This window comes from Rhodospirillales bacterium (assembly GCA_028824295.1).
Taxonomy (GTDB): Bacteria; Pseudomonadota; Alphaproteobacteria; order TMED109; family TMED109; genus VXPW01.
On record JAPPED010000008.1, the window covers coordinates 125,773 to 141,942 of the forward strand.

At 64.4% G+C, this 16,170-nt stretch carries 17 protein-coding genes and 1 tRNA gene; 14 read left to right on the forward strand and 4 right to left on the reverse strand.

The features are described from left to right. Positions 1-350 precede the first annotated feature (350 nt). From secE to clpA, 12 genes are all read left to right on the forward strand, one after another. Complete coding sequence (gene secE, locus OXH60_05070; protein MDE0711489.1) at positions 351-548, forward strand: preprotein translocase subunit SecE; 198 nt, start codon at positions 351-353, stop codon at positions 546-548. Between the two features lie 20 nt (positions 549-568). Continuing rightward, a complete protein-coding gene (gene nusG / locus OXH60_05075) occupies positions 569-1,099 on the forward strand; it encodes a transcription termination/antitermination protein NusG (protein ID MDE0711490.1) in 531 nt (176 codons plus the stop codon). Positions 1,100-1,121: 22 nt separating this feature from the next. Beyond that, positions 1,122-1,550: a 50S ribosomal protein L11 gene (gene rplK, locus OXH60_05080; protein MDE0711491.1), complete on the forward strand. Its 429-nt coding sequence runs from the start codon at positions 1,122-1,124 to the stop codon at positions 1,548-1,550. Between the two features lie 4 nt (positions 1,551-1,554). After that, entirely contained in the window at positions 1,555-2,268 is a 714-nt protein-coding gene (rplA, locus tag OXH60_05085; GenBank protein MDE0711492.1) for a 50S ribosomal protein L1, read from the forward strand. Between the two features lie 222 nt (positions 2,269-2,490). Next, positions 2,491-3,006: a 50S ribosomal protein L10 gene (rplJ, locus tag OXH60_05090; GenBank protein MDE0711493.1), complete on the forward strand. Its 516-nt coding sequence runs from the start codon at positions 2,491-2,493 to the stop codon at positions 3,004-3,006. Between the two features lie 58 nt (positions 3,007-3,064). Further along, entirely contained in the window at positions 3,065-3,448 is a 384-nt protein-coding gene (gene rplL, locus OXH60_05095; GenBank protein ID MDE0711494.1) for a 50S ribosomal protein L7/L12, read from the forward strand. Positions 3,449-3,835: 387 nt separating this feature from the next. After that, positions 3,836-6,199 carry a transketolase gene (locus OXH60_05100; GenBank protein ID MDE0711495.1) on the forward strand — a complete coding sequence of 788 codons (2,364 nt, stop codon included), beginning with the start codon at positions 3,836-3,838 and terminating at the stop codon, positions 6,197-6,199. Positions 6,200-6,228: 29 nt separating this feature from the next. Then, a tRNA-Leu gene (locus OXH60_05105) sits at positions 6,229-6,313 on the forward strand. Between the two features lie 46 nt (positions 6,314-6,359). Then, positions 6,360-7,706, forward strand: coding sequence for a trigger factor (locus tag OXH60_05110; GenBank protein ID MDE0711496.1), 1,347 nt, complete (start codon positions 6,360-6,362; stop codon positions 7,704-7,706). Beyond that, the gene (locus OXH60_05115; GenBank protein ID MDE0711497.1) at positions 7,703-8,344 is read left to right on the forward strand and encodes an ATP-dependent Clp protease proteolytic subunit; all 642 of its coding nucleotides are present in this window, start codon (positions 7,703-7,705) and stop codon (positions 8,342-8,344) included. The genes OXH60_05110 and OXH60_05115 overlap by 4 nt, the downstream gene beginning before the upstream one ends. 100 nt (positions 8,345-8,444) lie before the next feature. Then, a complete protein-coding gene (clpS, locus tag OXH60_05120; GenBank protein ID MDE0711498.1) occupies positions 8,445-8,771 on the forward strand; it encodes an ATP-dependent Clp protease adapter ClpS in 327 nt (108 codons plus the stop codon). Between the two features lie 11 nt (positions 8,772-8,782). After that, the gene (gene clpA, locus OXH60_05125) at positions 8,783-11,053 is read left to right on the forward strand and encodes an ATP-dependent Clp protease ATP-binding subunit ClpA (GenBank protein MDE0711499.1); all 2,271 of its coding nucleotides are present in this window, start codon (positions 8,783-8,785) and stop codon (positions 11,051-11,053) included. A gap of 21 nt (positions 11,054-11,074) precedes the next feature. On the opposite strand, the gene ribA is transcribed toward clpA, so the two are convergent. After that, entirely contained in the window at positions 11,075-12,208 is a 1,134-nt protein-coding gene (ribA, locus tag OXH60_05130; GenBank protein ID MDE0711500.1) for a GTP cyclohydrolase II, read from the reverse strand. 128 nt (positions 12,209-12,336) lie between these two features. Here ribA and OXH60_05135 point away from each other — a divergent pair, with 128 nt between their 5' ends. Next, positions 12,337-13,074: a response regulator transcription factor gene (locus OXH60_05135; GenBank protein ID MDE0711501.1), complete on the forward strand. Its 738-nt coding sequence runs from the start codon at positions 12,337-12,339 to the stop codon at positions 13,072-13,074. 5 nt (positions 13,075-13,079) lie between these two features. Here OXH60_05135 and OXH60_05140 read toward each other — a convergent pair whose 3' ends face one another. Both OXH60_05140 and OXH60_05145 read right to left on the reverse strand, forming a co-directional pair. Further along, complete coding sequence (locus tag OXH60_05140) at positions 13,080-14,234, reverse strand: GNAT family N-acetyltransferase (protein MDE0711502.1); 1,155 nt, start codon at positions 14,232-14,234, stop codon at positions 13,080-13,082. A 3-nt stretch (positions 14,235-14,237) separates the two neighbouring features. After that, complete coding sequence (locus OXH60_05145) at positions 14,238-14,702, reverse strand: RidA family protein (GenBank protein ID MDE0711503.1); 465 nt, start codon at positions 14,700-14,702, stop codon at positions 14,238-14,240. A gap of 398 nt (positions 14,703-15,100) precedes the next feature. Between OXH60_05145 and OXH60_05150 the strand changes: the two genes are divergently transcribed. Next, positions 15,101-15,913, forward strand: a complete 813-nt coding sequence (locus OXH60_05150; GenBank protein MDE0711504.1) for a DUF1849 family protein — start codon at positions 15,101-15,103, stop codon at positions 15,911-15,913. A gap of 31 nt (positions 15,914-15,944) precedes the next feature. On the opposite strand, the gene rpmG is transcribed toward OXH60_05150, so the two are convergent. Further along, positions 15,945-16,124: a 50S ribosomal protein L33 gene (gene rpmG, locus OXH60_05155; GenBank protein ID MDE0711505.1), complete on the reverse strand. Its 180-nt coding sequence runs from the start codon at positions 16,122-16,124 to the stop codon at positions 15,945-15,947. Positions 16,125-16,170 lie beyond the last annotated feature (46 nt).

The following is a 16,170-nucleotide window of genomic DNA, read 5'->3' on the forward strand; positions in this document are numbered from 1 at the left end:
CTGCGCATATCTTGTAGGTAGCCGGCGCAGGATGTGGTCGCCCGGAGAGCGTTCCGCGGTACCAGTCACGGACGCAGATGTCCACTGGCAGTGAACTCGCCTGCTGAAGTCATTTACCGCCGCCGCAGTGCGGTCCGACAGGACCGAAGTTTCGTACTGCGCTGCCATCCACGCAACGTCCATTGCCAAGATTCAGGTGCGGTTGCAGTGCTGCCGTCACTTGCGACGATGGCCCCGAATGGAGTATCTTGCCAAGCAACCGTACCCCTTAGTTCATTACCGGTTTCCGTCGTCGCTGGCGGCGATGTTTGCGGCGGATGGCCGGTAACGCACCATGTGAGGATTCGCTCATGAACGGAACGTCCCCGATGGAGTTTCTTCGGGAAATTCGTCAGGAGCTGGCCAAGGTCACATGGCCTACCCGCAAGGAGACGGCGGTCACCACAGGGATGGTGTTCGTGATGGTGTTCTTGCTGGCACTCTTTTTCCTGGGTGTGGACCAGCTGATTTCGCTTGCGATCCAGGCGATCCTCGGGTTGGGCAGTTGACACAAGGGGAGCAGCCGGCGATGCCGCTTGCGTGGTACATCGTGCACGCGCATTCCGGCTTCGAGTCGCGGGTGGCGGACACGATCCGTGCCGAGGCGGTGCGCCACGCGTTGGCCGACGAAATCACGGAAGCGGTCGTGCCGACCGAGAACGTGGTCGAACTGCGCCAGGGAAAGAAGATCGAGACCGAGCGGAAGTTCTTTCCCGGCTACGTGCTGGTACGCATGCAGCTGTCCGATCAGACCCGTCGCCTTGTGCTGGACGTCCCGCGCGTCTTGGGATTTGTCGGCACGGAGGGCGACCCGATACCGATTTCCGACGACGAAGCGGGCCGGGTACTCAACCAGATCCGCGAGGGAGTCGAACGTCCCCGACCGGCAGTCATCTTCGAGATCGGAGAGAATGTGCGAGTGGGCGACGGTCCCTTCACCTCCTTCAACGGGGTGGTCGAGGAAATCGACGAGGAGCGCTCGCGCGTCAAGGTTTCGGTGTCCATATTCGGACGTGCCACCCCGGTCGAACTGGAATACTCGCAGGTCGAGAAGATCTAGAAACAGGCAACGGAACAAACTAATGGCGAAACAAATTGAAGGCTACGTGCGAATCCAGGTGCCGGCGGGACAGGCCAATCCGTCGCCGCCGATCGGGCCTGCGCTGGGTCAGGCTGGGCTCAACATCATGGAGTTCTGCAAGGCGTTCAACGCGCAGACGCAGGGCGCCGAGGCCGGCGCGCCGTTGCCCGTGACCATCACGGTGTACCGTGATCGGAGTTTCACCTTCACGGTGAAGAAACCGCCGGTTTCCTATTACCTGAAGCGCGCCGCAGGGGTTCCCAAGGGGTCGGGCGAAACTGGCCGCATTGCCCCGGTCGCTTCGGTGACCGTCGCGCAGGTACGCGAAATCGCCACCGAGAAGATGCCGGATCTGAACGCTTCCGGCGTTGACGAAGCCTGCCGGATCGTTGAGGGTACGGCCCGCTCGATGGGCATTGGAGTCAGCTGAAGCCATGGCACGTCCTGGAAAACGTTTACGGGCTGCCCGCGAGGGGCTCGACCGCACACGGCCGCTTCCACTTGGGGATGCCCTCGCGCACCTCAAGCAGCACGGCGGCACGAAGTTCGACCAGACCGTTGAAATCGCGATGGACCTCAATCTCGACACCCGTCAGTCGGACCAGCAAGTGCGCGGGACGGTGATGTTGCCAGCGGGCACGGGCAAGACCGTAAGGGTTGCGGTTTTCGCCCGCGACCAAGCGGCCGAAGCCGCCCGTGAGGCGGGAGCCGACTTGGTGGGTGCGGAAGACCTGGCCGAGGCCGTTCAGAAGGGCGAAATCAACTTCGACCGCGCCGTGGCGACTCCGGACTGCATGCCCGTCGTCGGCCGGCTGGGCAAGATACTGGGGCCACGCGGTCTCATGCCGAACCCCAAGCTCGGCACCGTTACGACCGATGTGACGGCCGCGGTGCAGGCTGCCAAGGGAGGACAGGTCGCCTTCCGAGCCGAGAAAGCCGGGATCGTGCATGCCGGAATCGGCAAGACAAGTTTCGACGAAGGCAGTCTGGCTGCCAACGTCCACGCGTTCGTCGGCGCAGTGCGCGATGCGCGCCCTGCAGGTTCGAAGGGCGTGTATATTCAGAAGATCTGGCTGTCGTCGACCATGGGACCTGGGGTCCAGTTGGACGTGGCCGATCTGGAGGCCGGGGCGAACGCCGCGGCCTGATTGTCAATCGGCGATCGCCGCGCCTGCCGCGGTGATCGCTTCCTGTCCGAGACTGCAGGGGGCGAAAGCCTTAATCAACCTGCATAGACGGGGTGTGGGCGCGGCGGTTGGCCGCGCGCCCGGACTCGTTCCTTGGACAGGCGTGAACTCCGGCTGGCGTGAGTCAGCGCGGAACTGCACGGCAGCGCCATCTGGCCTGCCGAGGCTGGAGGAGCCCGTGCGATGAATCGTCAGGCGAAGGAAGCGACGGTGGCCGCGCTGCACGAGTTGTTCGCGCGCGGCGAAACCGTGATTGTGACCCACTACGCCGGTCTCGATGCGAACGATGCGACCGATTTGCGGCGGCGCATGCGTGCGGCGGGAGCGCAGTTTCGGGTCACCAAGAACCGACTTACGCGCTTGGCGCTGAGGGACACGCCGCATGCAGACCTGGCCGACCTGTTCACCGGTCCGACAGCGATCGGTCTCAGCCAGGACCCGGTGGCACCGGCCAAGGTGTTGCACGAATTTGCCGATACCCATCCGCAGTTGGTCATCCTTGGCGGCGGCCTCGGCGCGAAAAAGCTGGACCCGGCTGCGGTGTCCCAGTTGGCCAAGATGCCATCGTTGGACGAGCTGCGGGCGAAGCTGGTGGGCGTGATTTCCTCGCCGGCACGCTCGGTGGCGGGAGTCCTCCAGGCTCCGGCGGGCGCTCTGGCCCGAGTCTTCGGGGCCTATTCCGAATCAGAAGCCGCCTGAGTTTCGGGCGGAACCAATCCATAACTTTGTCCACGCGTCTGAAGGGAGAAAACCAGCCATGGCGGACATAGAGAAACTGGCCGAGGAGTTGTCCGGCCTGACCGTGATCGAAGCGGCCGAACTGTCGAAGCTGCTCGAGGAAAAGTGGGGCGTCAGCGCCGCTGCGCCGGTGGCGGTGGCAGCAGCGCCCGGTGGCGCGGCCGATGGCGGCGGGGGCAGCGACGAGCCCGAGTTCGTGACCGTGACGCTCACCAGCTTCGGATCCAAAAAAATCAATGTCATCAAAGAGGTGCGGGCGATTACGGGACTCGGCCTGAAAGAAGCCAAGGACCTCGTGGAAGGAGTTCCCAAGCCGGTCAAGGAAGACATTTCCAAGGACGAGGCCGAGGAGATCAAGAAGAAGCTGGAAGACGCGGGTGCGTCGGTCGAAGTGGGAGCGTGATCCTCTGGTTTCTGGATCGACGGCACCGGCAGGAGAGACCCGACCACCGGGCCGGTGAAACCGGTGGCGCTCCGGCGCGGACCGGCGGACCCCGGCCGGTGTGTCCGCAGTTCCGGCAGGGACGGGATGGCAGCAGGTAGTCCCGAAGTCGCCGCCTACGTGACGCGATGCCGGCCCGGCGTCACGGCGGCTAGCCGTCGGTCGCCCGACGGTGACGGATTCATCGCGGCATGGGATCGTTGCGTCGCGCACCGTCGCCATCCGGTGATAGTTGCCTCCAGCGGTGCGCAGATCTCGGCCGAGTTGGCGCGACGCTGGCCGATTTACCGGCCTGTGCCGGACGGCTAGGATTCCCGCGATGATCACGAGCATTCCGGCCTCCGAAGCATGGTGACGCTGGCCAAGGCGCGGCGGCGAAAATCGAAGCCGGCGAAGCGGGACCTCGCGGAGCTGCGTGCGCTGGAGCGCAAGGTGGCTTGGCTGTCGGCGTGGACCATTCACCATGCGAACCATCTCCGTCCGGCCCTGGACGGTCTGAAGGTCGGGGGGCACCAGGCTTCCTCGGCCTCCGTTGTGACGCTGCTGTCGGCTCTGTACTTCCACGTACTGCGGCCCGAGGACCGGGTGGCCGTGAAGCCCCATGCAAGCCCGGTGTTCCATGCGATCCAGTACTTGCAGGGGCGACAGACTTGCGAGCACTTGCAGGCATTCCGCGGATATGGCGGAGCCCAGAGCTATCCCTCGCGCACGAAGGACGCGGACGATGTCGATTTTTCGACAGGTTCCGTTGGCCTCGGGGGCGCCATGGCGCTGTTCGCTTCGCTGGTACAGGACTACATCCTCGATCACGACCTGGCGTCCGGGGCACACCCTCCCGGCCGCATGGTGACGGTGTTCGGAGACGCGGAGCTCGACGAAGGCAACGTGTACGAAGCCCTGCTCGACGGCGCCAAGAGCGGACTGCGAAACTGCTGGTGGATCATCGACTACAACCGCCAAAGCCTCGACGCCATTACCGCAGATCGTTCGTTTTCCCGGATTGCCGGACTGTTCGAGGCGATGAGCTGGCGGGTGATCACGCTCAAGTACGGAAAGCTGCTGCAGGCGGTCGAGCAGGAGCTCGGGGGAACGGCCCTGATCGAGTGGATCGATCGGTGTCCGAACGACCTCTATTCGGCGTTGACCTTCAAGGGCGGGGCTGCGTGGCGCGAACGCCTGCTTCAGGACCTTGAGGGCAATCCGGATGCAGCGGCGCTGATCGAGCGCCATGACGACGACGACCTGCATTCGCTGATGACGAATCTCGCCGGCCATGACCTGGAATCGGTAATCGAAGCGTTCGAGGCCGCGGACGACGATCGGCCGACCTGCTTCATCGCCTACACGATCAAGGGGCATGGACTCCCGCTGGCCGGCCACAAGGACAACCATGCGGGCCTGATGAACGAGGCCCAGATGGAGCAGTTCCGCGTGTCGATGGGCGTGCCCGAAGGCAAGGAATGGGACCGCTTCGCGGGACTTGAACTCCCGTCGGCGACGCTCAAGGCGTATCTGGCGGCAGTGCCGTTCGCCCAGTCCGACCAGCGGCGTCACGACCCGCCGCAGATTCCGGTTCCGGATCGTTTGTTCGTGTCGTCGTCCGGCCGCTCCTCGACGCAAGAGGCCTTCGGCCGCATCCTCCGGGAGCTCGGACGTGGGGACACCGAACTCGCGCAGAGGATCGTCACTACGTCGCCGGATGTCACGGTATCCACCAACCTCGGTGGCTGGGTAAACCAGCGGCAGATCTACCGGCACACGTCCCGGGCCGACGTGTTTCACGACGAGAGCGTCGTGTCGCCACAACGCTGGACGATGTCGCCCAAGGGTCAGCACATCGAGCTGGGAATTGCCGAGAACAACCTGTTCCTGCTGCTGGCGGCAGCGGGTCTGTCGCATTCGCTGTTCGATGCCCGGCTCATACCGATAGGGACCTTGTACGACCCGTTCATTGCGCGCGGGCTGGACGCACTCAACTACGCGGCCTACCAAGACGCGCGTTTCATTCTGGTTGCCACGCCCTCAGGGATTTCGCTTGCGCCCGAGGGCGGCGCGCATCAATCCATCGGCACGCCGTTGGTCGGGATCGGACAGCCCGGCCTCGCCGCGCTCGAGCCCGGGTACGTGGACGAACTGGAGGTGATGCTCCGTTGGGCGTTCGCCTACCTCCAGGAGCCGGACGGGCAGTCGGTCTATCTCCGCCTCTCGACACGGCCGGTCAAACAGCTTGAACGCACCGTGGATCATGACCTGGAGCAGGCGATCATCGATGGCGGCTACTGGCTGCATCCGCCGGCTCGAGGAACTTCGCTGGCCTTGGTGTACTCCGGAGCAGTGGCGACCGAGGTGCTCGATGCCTATGCGGAACTGCAGTCGGACATGCCGGAGGCGGGGGTGTTGGCGGTAACCTCCGCTGACCGGCTGCACGGTGCATGGCGGACCGCGCAAGCCGCGCGGCGGCGGGGCCATCAGGCGCAGTCCCATCTGGAGAGGTTGCTCGATCCGCTGGCCTCCTCAGCGGGCTTGGTGACCGTGGTCGACGGCCACCCGGCAACCCTCTCGTGGCTCGGCTCGGTCCGCGGACACAAGACGATTTCGTTGGGCGTGGACGAATTCGGGCAGTCGGGAGATCTGGCGAGTCTGTACCGGTCGTATGGCATCGACCGTGATGCAATCCTCGACGCTGCTGCTGAGGCGCTGACGGGGCGGTGATGGGGCCGGCCGGAAATGCGCTGGGGTTGGCGGGCGTGGTGAAATTGGTAGACACGCGGGCCTTAGGAGCCCGTGACGCAAGTCGTGGGGGTTCGAGTCCCTCCGCCCGCACCAGCGCCCCATGCCTAGCGGCCGGTGCCATAACGAAAGATAGGTCACTATGAAAGTCAAGCGAATTTCGGGGAGCGGCTCGGTACAGAGTTTCAGCGCGGCGGTTCCGGCCGAGCAGTTCGAATCGGTGATGGATGGCCGCCTGAACGAGTATGCGCGTGACGCCAAGATCGACGGGTTCCGCAAGGGCAAGGTGCCGATGACGATCATCCGGCGGCGGTTCGGGAACGAGGTGGAAACGGCAATTGCCTCGGACTTTCTGCAGTCCGCCGTCGAGCAGGCGTTGGCAGAACACGATCTCGTGCCTCTCGACGTGGTCCCGGAACGCATGCCGAAGCGGGCGCCCGGCGCGCCGCTGGATCTGCAGTTCACGGTGCACGGGGTCGCCACGTTCAAGGTGGCGCCGTTTGATGGGTTGGAAATCGACGTACCGGTCGTGGAGGTGACCGATGCGGACGTCGATGCGGAAGTCACGGAGTTTTCGTACATGTTTGGGGCGACCGAGCCGGCTGAAACCGACTTCGGTGCTCGTTCCGAGGACACGGTCGTAGCGGAACTGTTCGACCGGTCCGATCCGGCCAATCCGAAGCGAATTCCGGTCGGTGGCCTTGCCACGCCGAAGTCATTTCAACGGACCTGGGGCGAAGCGGCCGACATTGAGGGCATCCGGGCCGGCGAGCACCGGGAGTTTCAGGTGTCCCCGCTGCCAGGGAACTGCTACGACAAGCCGTTCACGCTGGGCGTCCTAGCACGCGCCGTTCACAAGCGTGAACCGGCCACCATGGAAGATCTGATGAAGCGGCTGAGTGCCGAAACGGAACCCGATCTCCGGGCGAATGTCCGTACCATGCTCGAGCACGCCATGACTTCCGGAAGCGAACGCCTGAAGGTGGTTCGCCTGATCGACAAGCTGGTCAAGGCCAATCGGCTGAAACTTCCGGAGCCCTATGTCGAGAAGGTCGTCGCCGCGTACGATGCGGGGCAGTCGTCGCCGATCGTGCCCTCAGAACATCAGGTGTCGACCGACCAACTGGCCAGGTCAAGCATTGTCGCGGAATTGCTGCTGTCGAAGATCGCGGACGATCACGACATCCAGGTCAGCCGCGAAGAAATCGTCCGCTTTGTCGTGCAGAACGTGGACCCCAACCAGCGAAACGCCGAAGACGCGATCAGGCAGCGCCTGGCGGATACGGAAGTGGTCAAGATGGTGGCGGTGCGGATTCGTCGGGAAAAGGCACTTGGACTCGCGATGAAGGAAGCGCAGCTGAACGAGACGCAGATTTCGAACGACGAGATGCGGCGCATGATGGCGACCATTCCGCCCATCACGTTGGAAGCCCGCATGCCGGGGAGCGCGGCCGGCCCGACTGCCGCCGCGGGCGGGGCGGCATCGTGACGGAACGGCTGCAGGCCCCGGAGCCGGAGCACACCATGAACACGCTGGTGCCGATGGTCGTCGAACAGACGGGCAGAGGCGAGCGTGCATACGACATCTATTCCAGGCTCCTGAAGGAGCGCATCATCTTTCTGACTGGTCCGGTAGGGGACGAGGTGGCGTCGCTCGTGATCGCGCAATTGCTGTATCTCGAGGCGGAGCACCCGGATAAGGAGATTGCCTTCTACATCAACAGCCCTGGCGGGTTGGTCACATCGGGATTGGCGATCTACGACACGATGCAGTACATCCGCCCGGACGTGTCGACCCTGTGCGTCGGGCAGGCCGCATCGATGGGCTCACTGCTGCTTGCCGGCGGAACGGCGGGTAAGCGGTTTGCGCTGCCAAACGCCCGGATCATGGTGCATCAGCCTTCCGGCGGGTTTTCCGGACAGGCAACGGATGTCGAGATCCACGCTCGCGAGATTCTCGCACTCAAGGAGCGTATCAACGAGATCTATACACGCCATACGAAGCAAGGCATTGAGGCCGTACGGGAGGCGCTCGAGCGGGATCGATTCCTGACCCCGGAGGTTGCCAAGGAGTTTGGCCTGATTGATGACGTCGTCAGCGAACGGCCGGCCGGGGCGGACGACTGACGCCGGATTCGTGGGCGAAGCCGGCATGGCGGCTTCTTTCAGGGGGTGCCTGAATTGGCTAACATTCGTGCAGGCTAGGTGCGTGGAGGCGGCATTCGCCATGAGTTCGCAGCAGCGACCGGATTACGAGCCCGGGCGCGGGGATACGCTGGTAGAACCGACCGTCGAGACCAAGAAACCGTCGCTGTATCAGGTCCTGCTGTTAAACGACGACTACACGCCGATGGAGTTCGTGGTCATGATCCTGGAACAGTTCTTCCGCAAGGACCGCGAAGAGGCGACCCAGATCATGCTTCATGTTCATCAGAACGGGGTCGGCGTGTGCGGCGTGTACACCTACGAGGTGGCCGAGAGCAAGGTGACCCAGGTGATCAATTGCGCTCGCGAGCATGAGCATCCACTGCGATGCACCCTGGAGAAAGTCTGAGCGGTCACGCGATGCTGTCGAGCAACCTGGAAAAGAGCCTTCACAACGCTATCGAGCTGGCGCGGGGACATCGGCACGAGTTCGTGACCCTCGAGCATCTCCTCCGTGCCCTGACCGAGGACGAGGACGCGGTTGAGGTATTGCTTGCCTGCCGCGTGGACCTGGAAAAGCTTCAGGGTGACCTGGACGAGTTTCTGGAGTCGGCGCTGACTTCGACAGTGCTGGACGGAGAATCCCAGCCGGAGTCCGTCCCGAGCCGCGGCGTCCGCAGGGTGCTGGGCAGGGCGGCGCAACATGTGCGGGGGTCCGGGAAGACCGCCGTTACCGGCGCCAACGTCCTGGTGGCGATTTTCTCCGAACGTGAAAGTCACGCCGTCTACTTCCTCAGTTTGCAGCAGATGCGGCGGGTGGACGCGGTGTCGTTCATCAGCCACGGGCTATCCAAGCAGGCCCGCGTGCAGACGGCCGCGCCGGGCGGCGAGGGAGGCGAGGCGCCGGCCGCCAACCAGTCACCGCTCGAGGCCTATTGCATCAACCTCAACGAGAAGGCCAAGGCCGGCCGGATCGATCCCCTGATCGGGCGCCAGGTGGAGCTGGAGCGCACGATCCAGATCCTCTGCCGGCGGACCAAGAACAACCCGCTGTTCGTCGGGGATCCGGGAGTCGGAAAGACCGCGATTACCGAGGGCTTTGCCCGCCGGATTGTCGCCGGGGAGGTGCCGGAAGTTCTTGCGGACGCCGTGGTCTACTGCCTGGACATGGGCGTCCTCCTGGCCGGCACCCGGTACCGCGGCGATTTCGAGGAACGCCTGAAGGGAGTGGTGGCGGAACTCGGCAAGCATGAGAAGGCCATCCTGTTCATCGACGAGATCCACACGCTGATCGGTGCCGGCGCCACCAGCGGCGGCGCCATGGACGCGTCCAACCTGCTGAAACCGGCGCTGGCAAGCGGCGAGATCCGCTGCATCGGCTCGACCACGTACAAGGATTACCGGGGCTATTTCGAGACCGATCGGGCTCTGGTCCGCCGTTTCCAGAAGATCGACGTGAACGAGCCCACCGTGGCCGACACCATCCGAATCCTCAACGGGCTGAAGCCCTATTACGAGGAGTACCACGGAATCCGCTACACCCGCTCCGCGCTGCAGGCGGCCGCGGAACTGGCAGGACGGCACATGTCTGACCGAAAGCTGCCGGACAAGGCCATCGACGTGATCGATGAAGCCGGCGCGGCGGAAATGCTGAAACCGGCGTCGCGCCGGAAGAAGGTAGTCGGGGTCGGAAGCATCGAGGCGGTGGTCGCCCGGATGGCGAGGATCCCGCCGAAGCAGGTCTCGCGCGATGACCGCACCGCCTTGGCCACGCTGGAGCGTGACCTGAATCTCGTGGTCTTCGGACAGGAAGAGGCGCTCGCGATGCTGGCCAGCGCGGTCAAGATGTCGCGCGCCGGCTTGCGGGAGCCGAACAAGCCTGTGGGCTGCTTCCTCTTGTCCGGTCCCACCGGAGTTGGCAAGACCGAGGCCTCTCGCTGCCTGGCGGAACTGATGGGAGTCGAACTGATCCGGTTCGACATGTCCGAGTACATGGAGCGCCATACGGTTTCCCGCCTGATCGGTGCGCCACCGGGCTACGTTGGCTTCGATCAGGGGGGCATGCTGACCGATGCGGTCGACCAGCACCCACATTCCGTCGTGCTGCTCGACGAGATCGAGAAGGCCCACCCGGACCTTTTCAGCCTGCTACTGCAGGTCATGGACTATGGGCGCCTCACCGACCACAACGGCAAGGCGGTCGATTTCCGGAACGTGACGTTGATCATGACCACGAACGCCGGGGCCAGCGAGCTGGCCAAGGCGGCCGTCGGGTTCGGTCGCGAGCGAAGGGAAGGCGACGACACGGAGGCGATCAACCGATTGTTCACGCCTGAGTTCCGCAATCGGCTGGATGCGGTGATTCCGTTCGCGGCATTGTCCCGCGCGGTGATGGGCCAGATCGTCGACAAATTCATCGCCCAGCTCGAGGTCCAGTTGCAGGACCGCAACGTCTCCGTTGAACTCACGGAAGCGGCGCGGAGCTGGTTCGCCGACAAGGGGTACGATCCAACATTCGGCGCCAGACCGCTGGCCAGACTGATCCAGGAGCGGTTGAAGAAAGAGTTGTCGGAGGAGCTCCTGTTCGGGCGGTTGGCGCGAGGTGGGCACGTGAAGGTCGACGTGCGCGGCAACCAGGTTTCGTTCGCGTTCGTCGACGCGAACGGCAAGGAGCTGGTGGCAGCGTCCTGAACGGCCTGCCGGCCTGCGCGTCTACGGCAGGTGCGCGCCGGTCCGTATTTTCGCTTCCAGGTACTCCCGATTTTGCGGGGTGGGCTCGAACCGGTGGCGCACGCGTTCCACAACCCGGATCCCGAACCGGGTCAGCGCGGCGATTTTCTCCGGGTTGTTGGTCAGCAGTCGCACCCGTGTGACCCCGAGCTGGCGCAGGATTTCCGCTGCGACGCGATAGTGACGTTCATCGTCGGCGAACCCGAGCACCGAGTTCGCGGCATACGTATCGAGGCCATCATCCTGCAGCGTGTATGCCCGCAGCTTGTTGACCAGGCCGATGCCGCGACCTTCCTGCGCCAGGTAGACCAGAACGCCGCTGCCCGCTTCCGCGATAGCCGAGAGGGCGCCCCGCAGCTGATCGCCGCAGTCGCAGCGCAGCGAGCCGAGGAGATCCCCAGTGAAACACTGCGAGTGGAGTCGCACCAGAACCGGCGAATCCGGGGTGGGTTCCCCCACGACGATCGCGATCTGCTCGGTGCCGCCGGAAACCGGACGAAAAGCGATGATGCGGGTGTCTTGCGCCGCCTCCAGCGGGACGTGGGCGCTGCTGACCCGACGGAGATTGAAGTCGCCCTCGGCTCCGTAGCGCTGCAGTTCCTGCACGTGCACGGCGAGCAGGTCGCGCTCGATTGCCCACGCCCGTGCCGCTTCGGGCGGTAGCCCGAGCGGTTTGAGAACGGCTGCCGGAGTCAGGTTGGCGTGCTTGGCAAGTTGCACCGAGCCGACCGCAAGATCGTCCGCCTCGAGCGTGCGGTGGAGTTCGGGTGCCGGCACGCCGGATTCAGGATTCGCCAGGGCCTGGACCGTGATGGGCGCGATCTCCGGGCTCAGCCGGAACACCACCACCTCCTGGTCCGTGTCGAGGCCGATCGCGCGGGCGCGCGGGCCGGTGATCACGATGCGTAGGGCGCCGCCCGGCACCCGCGTCATTGCCGCGAACTCGCCTTCGCCCAGGAACTCGGTGGACCGGGCCACCGCGCATGCGGAGGCCCCTAGCAGGACGACAAGCTGGCCTCGTCGAAGATCGCCAATGGCCCGGTCCACGGCGATGACCGAGCGCGGCACTGTGCCGGACAAGCGTTCCTGCGACCCTGTCGTGTTGGGTTGGGACATAAAGAATTCCGGAAGCGGGAAGCTTCCTGCAGAGTTGGATGAAGCGGAAATGCCGTCAGTATACTGTTTCGATAGCCCAGCCTAGGCGATGGCGGTCGCGAGCGGCGCCGAGGGCAGGAGAGCCATTCGTGGACAGCACGGCGCGCAAGACCTGGGAAGCCGCACCCCAGGTGCTCATGGTGGAAGATGATGAGGCACTGCGCGAATCGCTGTCGGAACACCTGTCGTACAGCGGCTTCAAGATGGTGGCCGTGGCAACCGGCGCGGAAGCGCTCGAACAGGTCCGGGCCCGACGTTTCGACCTAATTCTGCTGGATGTGCGGCTGCCCGATGCCGACGGCCGCGACCTGTGCCGCCGCATCCTGGAACTCGGCCGCACGCCGCCGATCATCATGCTCACGGCCGCCGATTCCTCTGCGGATATCGTGCGCGGCTTTGATTCGGGCGCATATGACTACGTGGTCAAACCGGTTTCCCCCCCGGCACTGGTAGCGCGCATGCGGGCGCATCTGCGCCAGCACGAATTGACCGACGACGCGGAGTTCGATCTCGGCACCTTCCGGTTCCGTCCCGGTGCCAAGATCCTGGTCGATGCGGATGGTCAGCAGGTCCGGTTGACGGAAAAAGAAAACGCGCTGCTCCGGTGTCTCCTCCGGGCGCGCTCCGAACCTGTGACCCGCAGTCGGATTCTGGAAGAGGTCTGGGGGTACCACCCGTCCGTGCGAAGCCACACGCTGGAAACGCACATTTCCAGGCTGCGCAAGAAGCTCGAGCCGCGGCCAGACAGCCCGCGCATTCTCGCTACCGCGCCGGACGCGAAGGGGTATCTCCTGATTCGAAAGGGATCGGGGCCCGAAGCGGACTGACCGCTTCAATCCTGCCGGCAGTCGTCTTGGCGAAACGGCGAGAACTGGGTCCGAATCGCGTCGATCTCCAGCTGCACCGCCCGGGTCTCCTGCTGCAGTGCCTGGGCGACCGCATCGCGAAATTGCGGATGGCGGATCCAGTGAGCGCTGTATGTGGGAACCGGGAGATAGCCGCGCTGGATCTTGTGCGGTCCCTGGGCACCGGCCTCGACACTGTGCAGACCGTGCTCGATGGCGTAGTCAATGGCCTGGTAGTAGCACAGCTCGAAATGCAGGAACGCCTGGTATTCGGAGCAGCCCCAGTAGCGCCCGAACAGGGTGTCCGGACCGGCAATGTGCAAGGCCCCGGCAATTGGAGTGTTCCCCGCCTGGGCGAGAATCAGGATCACTTGGTCGCCTAGCGCGGCGCCCAGCCGGGGAAAGAAGTCGGCGGTCAGGTAGGGATGTCCCCACTTGCGATTACCGGTGTCTTCGTAGAAACGGAACATCCTGTCCCAGTCGTCCGGGCGGATCATGTCACCCTGTAGGCGAACGATGTCGATCCCGCTGTCCGTGACCGCACGGCGCTCGCGGCGGATCGATTTCCGTTTTCGCGCGCTGAGGTCAGCGAGGAACGCGTCAAACGATTCGTAGCTCCGGTTGACCCAATGGAACTGCTCGCCGGTACGTGCCAGAAAGCCGATTTGGCTGAGTTGCCGGCACTCGCTTTCCGTTGGAAAGGTCACGTGGAGGGACGACACACCGGTCTGTTCGGCCACCGACACCAGGCCTTCAAGCAGGGCGGGCCGGGCGCCCTGGCTGGCATCGGGCCGCACGAGCAGCCTCGGTCCCGTGACTGGAGAGAACGGCACAGCCACCTGCAGCTTCGGGTAGTACCTGCCACCGGCCTCCGTGAAGGCATGGGCCCAGCCTTGGTCGAACACGTATTCGCCCTGCGAATGGCTTTTCGCGTACATGGGTGCGCAGCCTTCGATGCAGCCGTCGGCGCCCTCGAGCACCACGTGGAAGGGCATCCAGCCGGTCTCCGCGGTGGCCGACCCGGATTCCTCCAACGCCCGCAGGAAACCGTGCCGCACGAAGGGGTTGTCGGCACCGGCGCACGCATCCCAGTCGGCGGCGGGGATCTCCGAAATTCGCTCGACGGTACGGGCCGTGAACACCGATCAGGCGATTTCGAAAACGGCGTCGATCTCGACGGTGACATTGCGCGGAAGCGCATTCGCCCCGACCGCGAACCGCGCGTGACGGCCTGCTTCGCCGAATACCGCGAGCATCACGTCGGAGGCGCTGTTGGCGATCTCCGGCTGCCGGTCAAAGTCCTCTACGCACTGAACGAACACGCCGAGCTTCACGCACCGCCGCACCCGGTCGAGATCTCCGTCGAGAGCGGTACGCAAGGCGGCGAGAATATTGAGTGCGCACGTTCTCGCGGCCTCACGCGCCGTGTCCTCGTTCACGTCTCGCCCGACGGTTCCGGTGAATCGAATTTCCCCGTCGACGGCAGGTATTTGGCCGGCGACGTACGCCATTCCGGATGCAAGGACGACCGGCACGTAGCTGCCACCGGGCGCCGGAGCGTTGGGCAGCGTGATTCCGAGTTCGTGAAGTCGGTCGTCGATCGTCGGCATAGTGGGCTCCCGGCAGCGGTGAGAAAGTGCAAAGGGCCCATTCTATCCACGCCGACCGTGACGTTGAGAATTGCGGTGCGACCGACCGTACACAGATCCCGAGCGTATCGGCAGGCGTGGTCGCCGCCCGCCGCCCATTCTGGCCGGCTACCGGAACCTCGCGGCCACCGCAATGCTCATCCCGGACGAAGGTGGCGCCGAACGACCGGGAGGGCACGCCTGCTCCTGATGCCGGCGCCGCAGTTGAAGCGTTTCGTGCCCGCGCTAAAACCTTTGCTGCCGTTGCGGTAGGATACTGAGCATACGTGACGGTTATCACAAGGTTAGGTCGACCGGTGCCTGAATCCATTTGCTGTCAGGGGCGCAAGCCGATGCCATTGCGGTGGGCGCGGACGCGCATGCCACCCGTACAACGATGGTTGATGCTGGCCATGCCGGTGGTGGTCTTGCTCGGCGTGGGTGCTGGCGCTGCAGCTGCGGCAGCGCAGGTGGTACCGCATCGGGCCGAGTACCGGATCACGCTGGACCAGGTTCGGACCGGAGCCATGGTGACTGCCATGACCGGGAAGCTGGGGTTCGAGTGGCGCGACGTCTGCGACGGCTGGGCCGTCAACCAGCGATTCGGCATCCACTTCACCGATACGCACGGTCGGCAACACTGGTCCGATCGGCGATACCTGACGTGGGAAGCCAAGGACGGCAGTGCGTTTCGCTTTTCGATTCGGGCGGTGCGGGACGACGTCGTGATCGAGGAGGCGGAGGGGCAGGCGGTTCTGCACGGTGACGGTTCGGGCGGCGAAATCCTGTTCAAGCTGCCGTCGGCCTATCGGGCGGCACTGCCGGAAGGCACGATCTTTCCGTCCTCCCATTTCCTGCGCATCCTGGAGGACCTCAAGTCGCCTGGGGGACCGCGTGCCGACGTCGTGTTCTCAGGATCGGAAGAGGACGGCCTGCAGCGCGTCAATACCTTCTTTGGTTCGGAGATCGGCCCTGGCGCGGAGGCGCCGGGTTCCGGCCTGGCCGACCTGTTCGGCCGCCATGTCCGGATCGGCTACTTTCCCTATTTCGACAGGGACTTGCATGCCGATTATGAAGTGATCCTGCAGGTGAGGGAAAACGGAGTCCTGGATCGGTTCGTGATCGACTACACCGATTTCAGCATCAAGGGCGTGCTCAACCAGTGGGTGAAGATCCAGCCGGCGAGCTGCTGACCGGCGACCCGCCGCGGCCTGGCCGGCGCGGCTACTTGATCTTCGTTTCCTTGAACAGCACGTGCTTCTTCGCCACTGGATCGTACTTCTTCAGTTCGAGCTTTTCCTTGCGCGTGCCGGCTCTGGTGCGCTGGGTCTTGCGCGTCACGTAGAAGTAGCCCGTGTCGGCGGTGCTCATGAGGCGAATCTTGTCTGAAACCGTCTTGGCCATGGCCTGTCCTTCGTGCCGGAGCGAGAGACCGCAGGGAAACCGATTT

Excerpts from the sequence above, each read along its gene's own strand:
- secE (MDE0711489.1), top strand. The coding sequence starts at position 351 with ATGAACGGAACGTCCCCGATGGAGTTTCTTCGGGAAATTCGTCAGGAG.
- nusG (MDE0711490.1), top strand. The coding sequence starts at position 569 with ATGCCGCTTGCGTGGTACATCGTGCACGCGCATTCCGGCTTCGAGTCG.
- rplK (MDE0711491.1), top strand. The coding sequence starts at position 1,122 with ATGGCGAAACAAATTGAAGGCTACGTGCGAATCCAGGTGCCGGCGGGA.
- rplA (MDE0711492.1), top strand. The coding sequence starts at position 1,555 with ATGGCACGTCCTGGAAAACGTTTACGGGCTGCCCGCGAGGGGCTCGAC.
- rplJ (MDE0711493.1), top strand. The coding sequence starts at position 2,491 with ATGAATCGTCAGGCGAAGGAAGCGACGGTGGCCGCGCTGCACGAGTTG.
- rplL (MDE0711494.1), top strand. The coding sequence starts at position 3,065 with ATGGCGGACATAGAGAAACTGGCCGAGGAGTTGTCCGGCCTGACCGTG.
- OXH60_05100 (MDE0711495.1), top strand. The coding sequence starts at position 3,836 with ATGGTGACGCTGGCCAAGGCGCGGCGGCGAAAATCGAAGCCGGCGAAG.
- OXH60_05110 (MDE0711496.1), top strand. The coding sequence starts at position 6,360 with ATGAAAGTCAAGCGAATTTCGGGGAGCGGCTCGGTACAGAGTTTCAGC.
- clpS (MDE0711498.1), top strand. The coding sequence starts at position 8,445 with ATGAGTTCGCAGCAGCGACCGGATTACGAGCCCGGGCGCGGGGATACG.
- clpA (MDE0711499.1), top strand. The coding sequence starts at position 8,783 with ATGCTGTCGAGCAACCTGGAAAAGAGCCTTCACAACGCTATCGAGCTG.
- ribA (MDE0711500.1), bottom strand. The coding sequence starts at position 12,208 with ATGTCCCAACCCAACACGACAGGGTCGCAGGAACGCTTGTCCGGCACA.
- OXH60_05145 (MDE0711503.1), bottom strand. The coding sequence starts at position 14,702 with ATGCCGACGATCGACGACCGACTTCACGAACTCGGAATCACGCTGCCC.
- OXH60_05150 (MDE0711504.1), top strand. The coding sequence starts at position 15,101 with ATGCCACCCGTACAACGATGGTTGATGCTGGCCATGCCGGTGGTGGTC.
- rpmG (MDE0711505.1), bottom strand. The coding sequence starts at position 16,124 with ATGGCCAAGACGGTTTCAGACAAGATTCGCCTCATGAGCACCGCCGAC.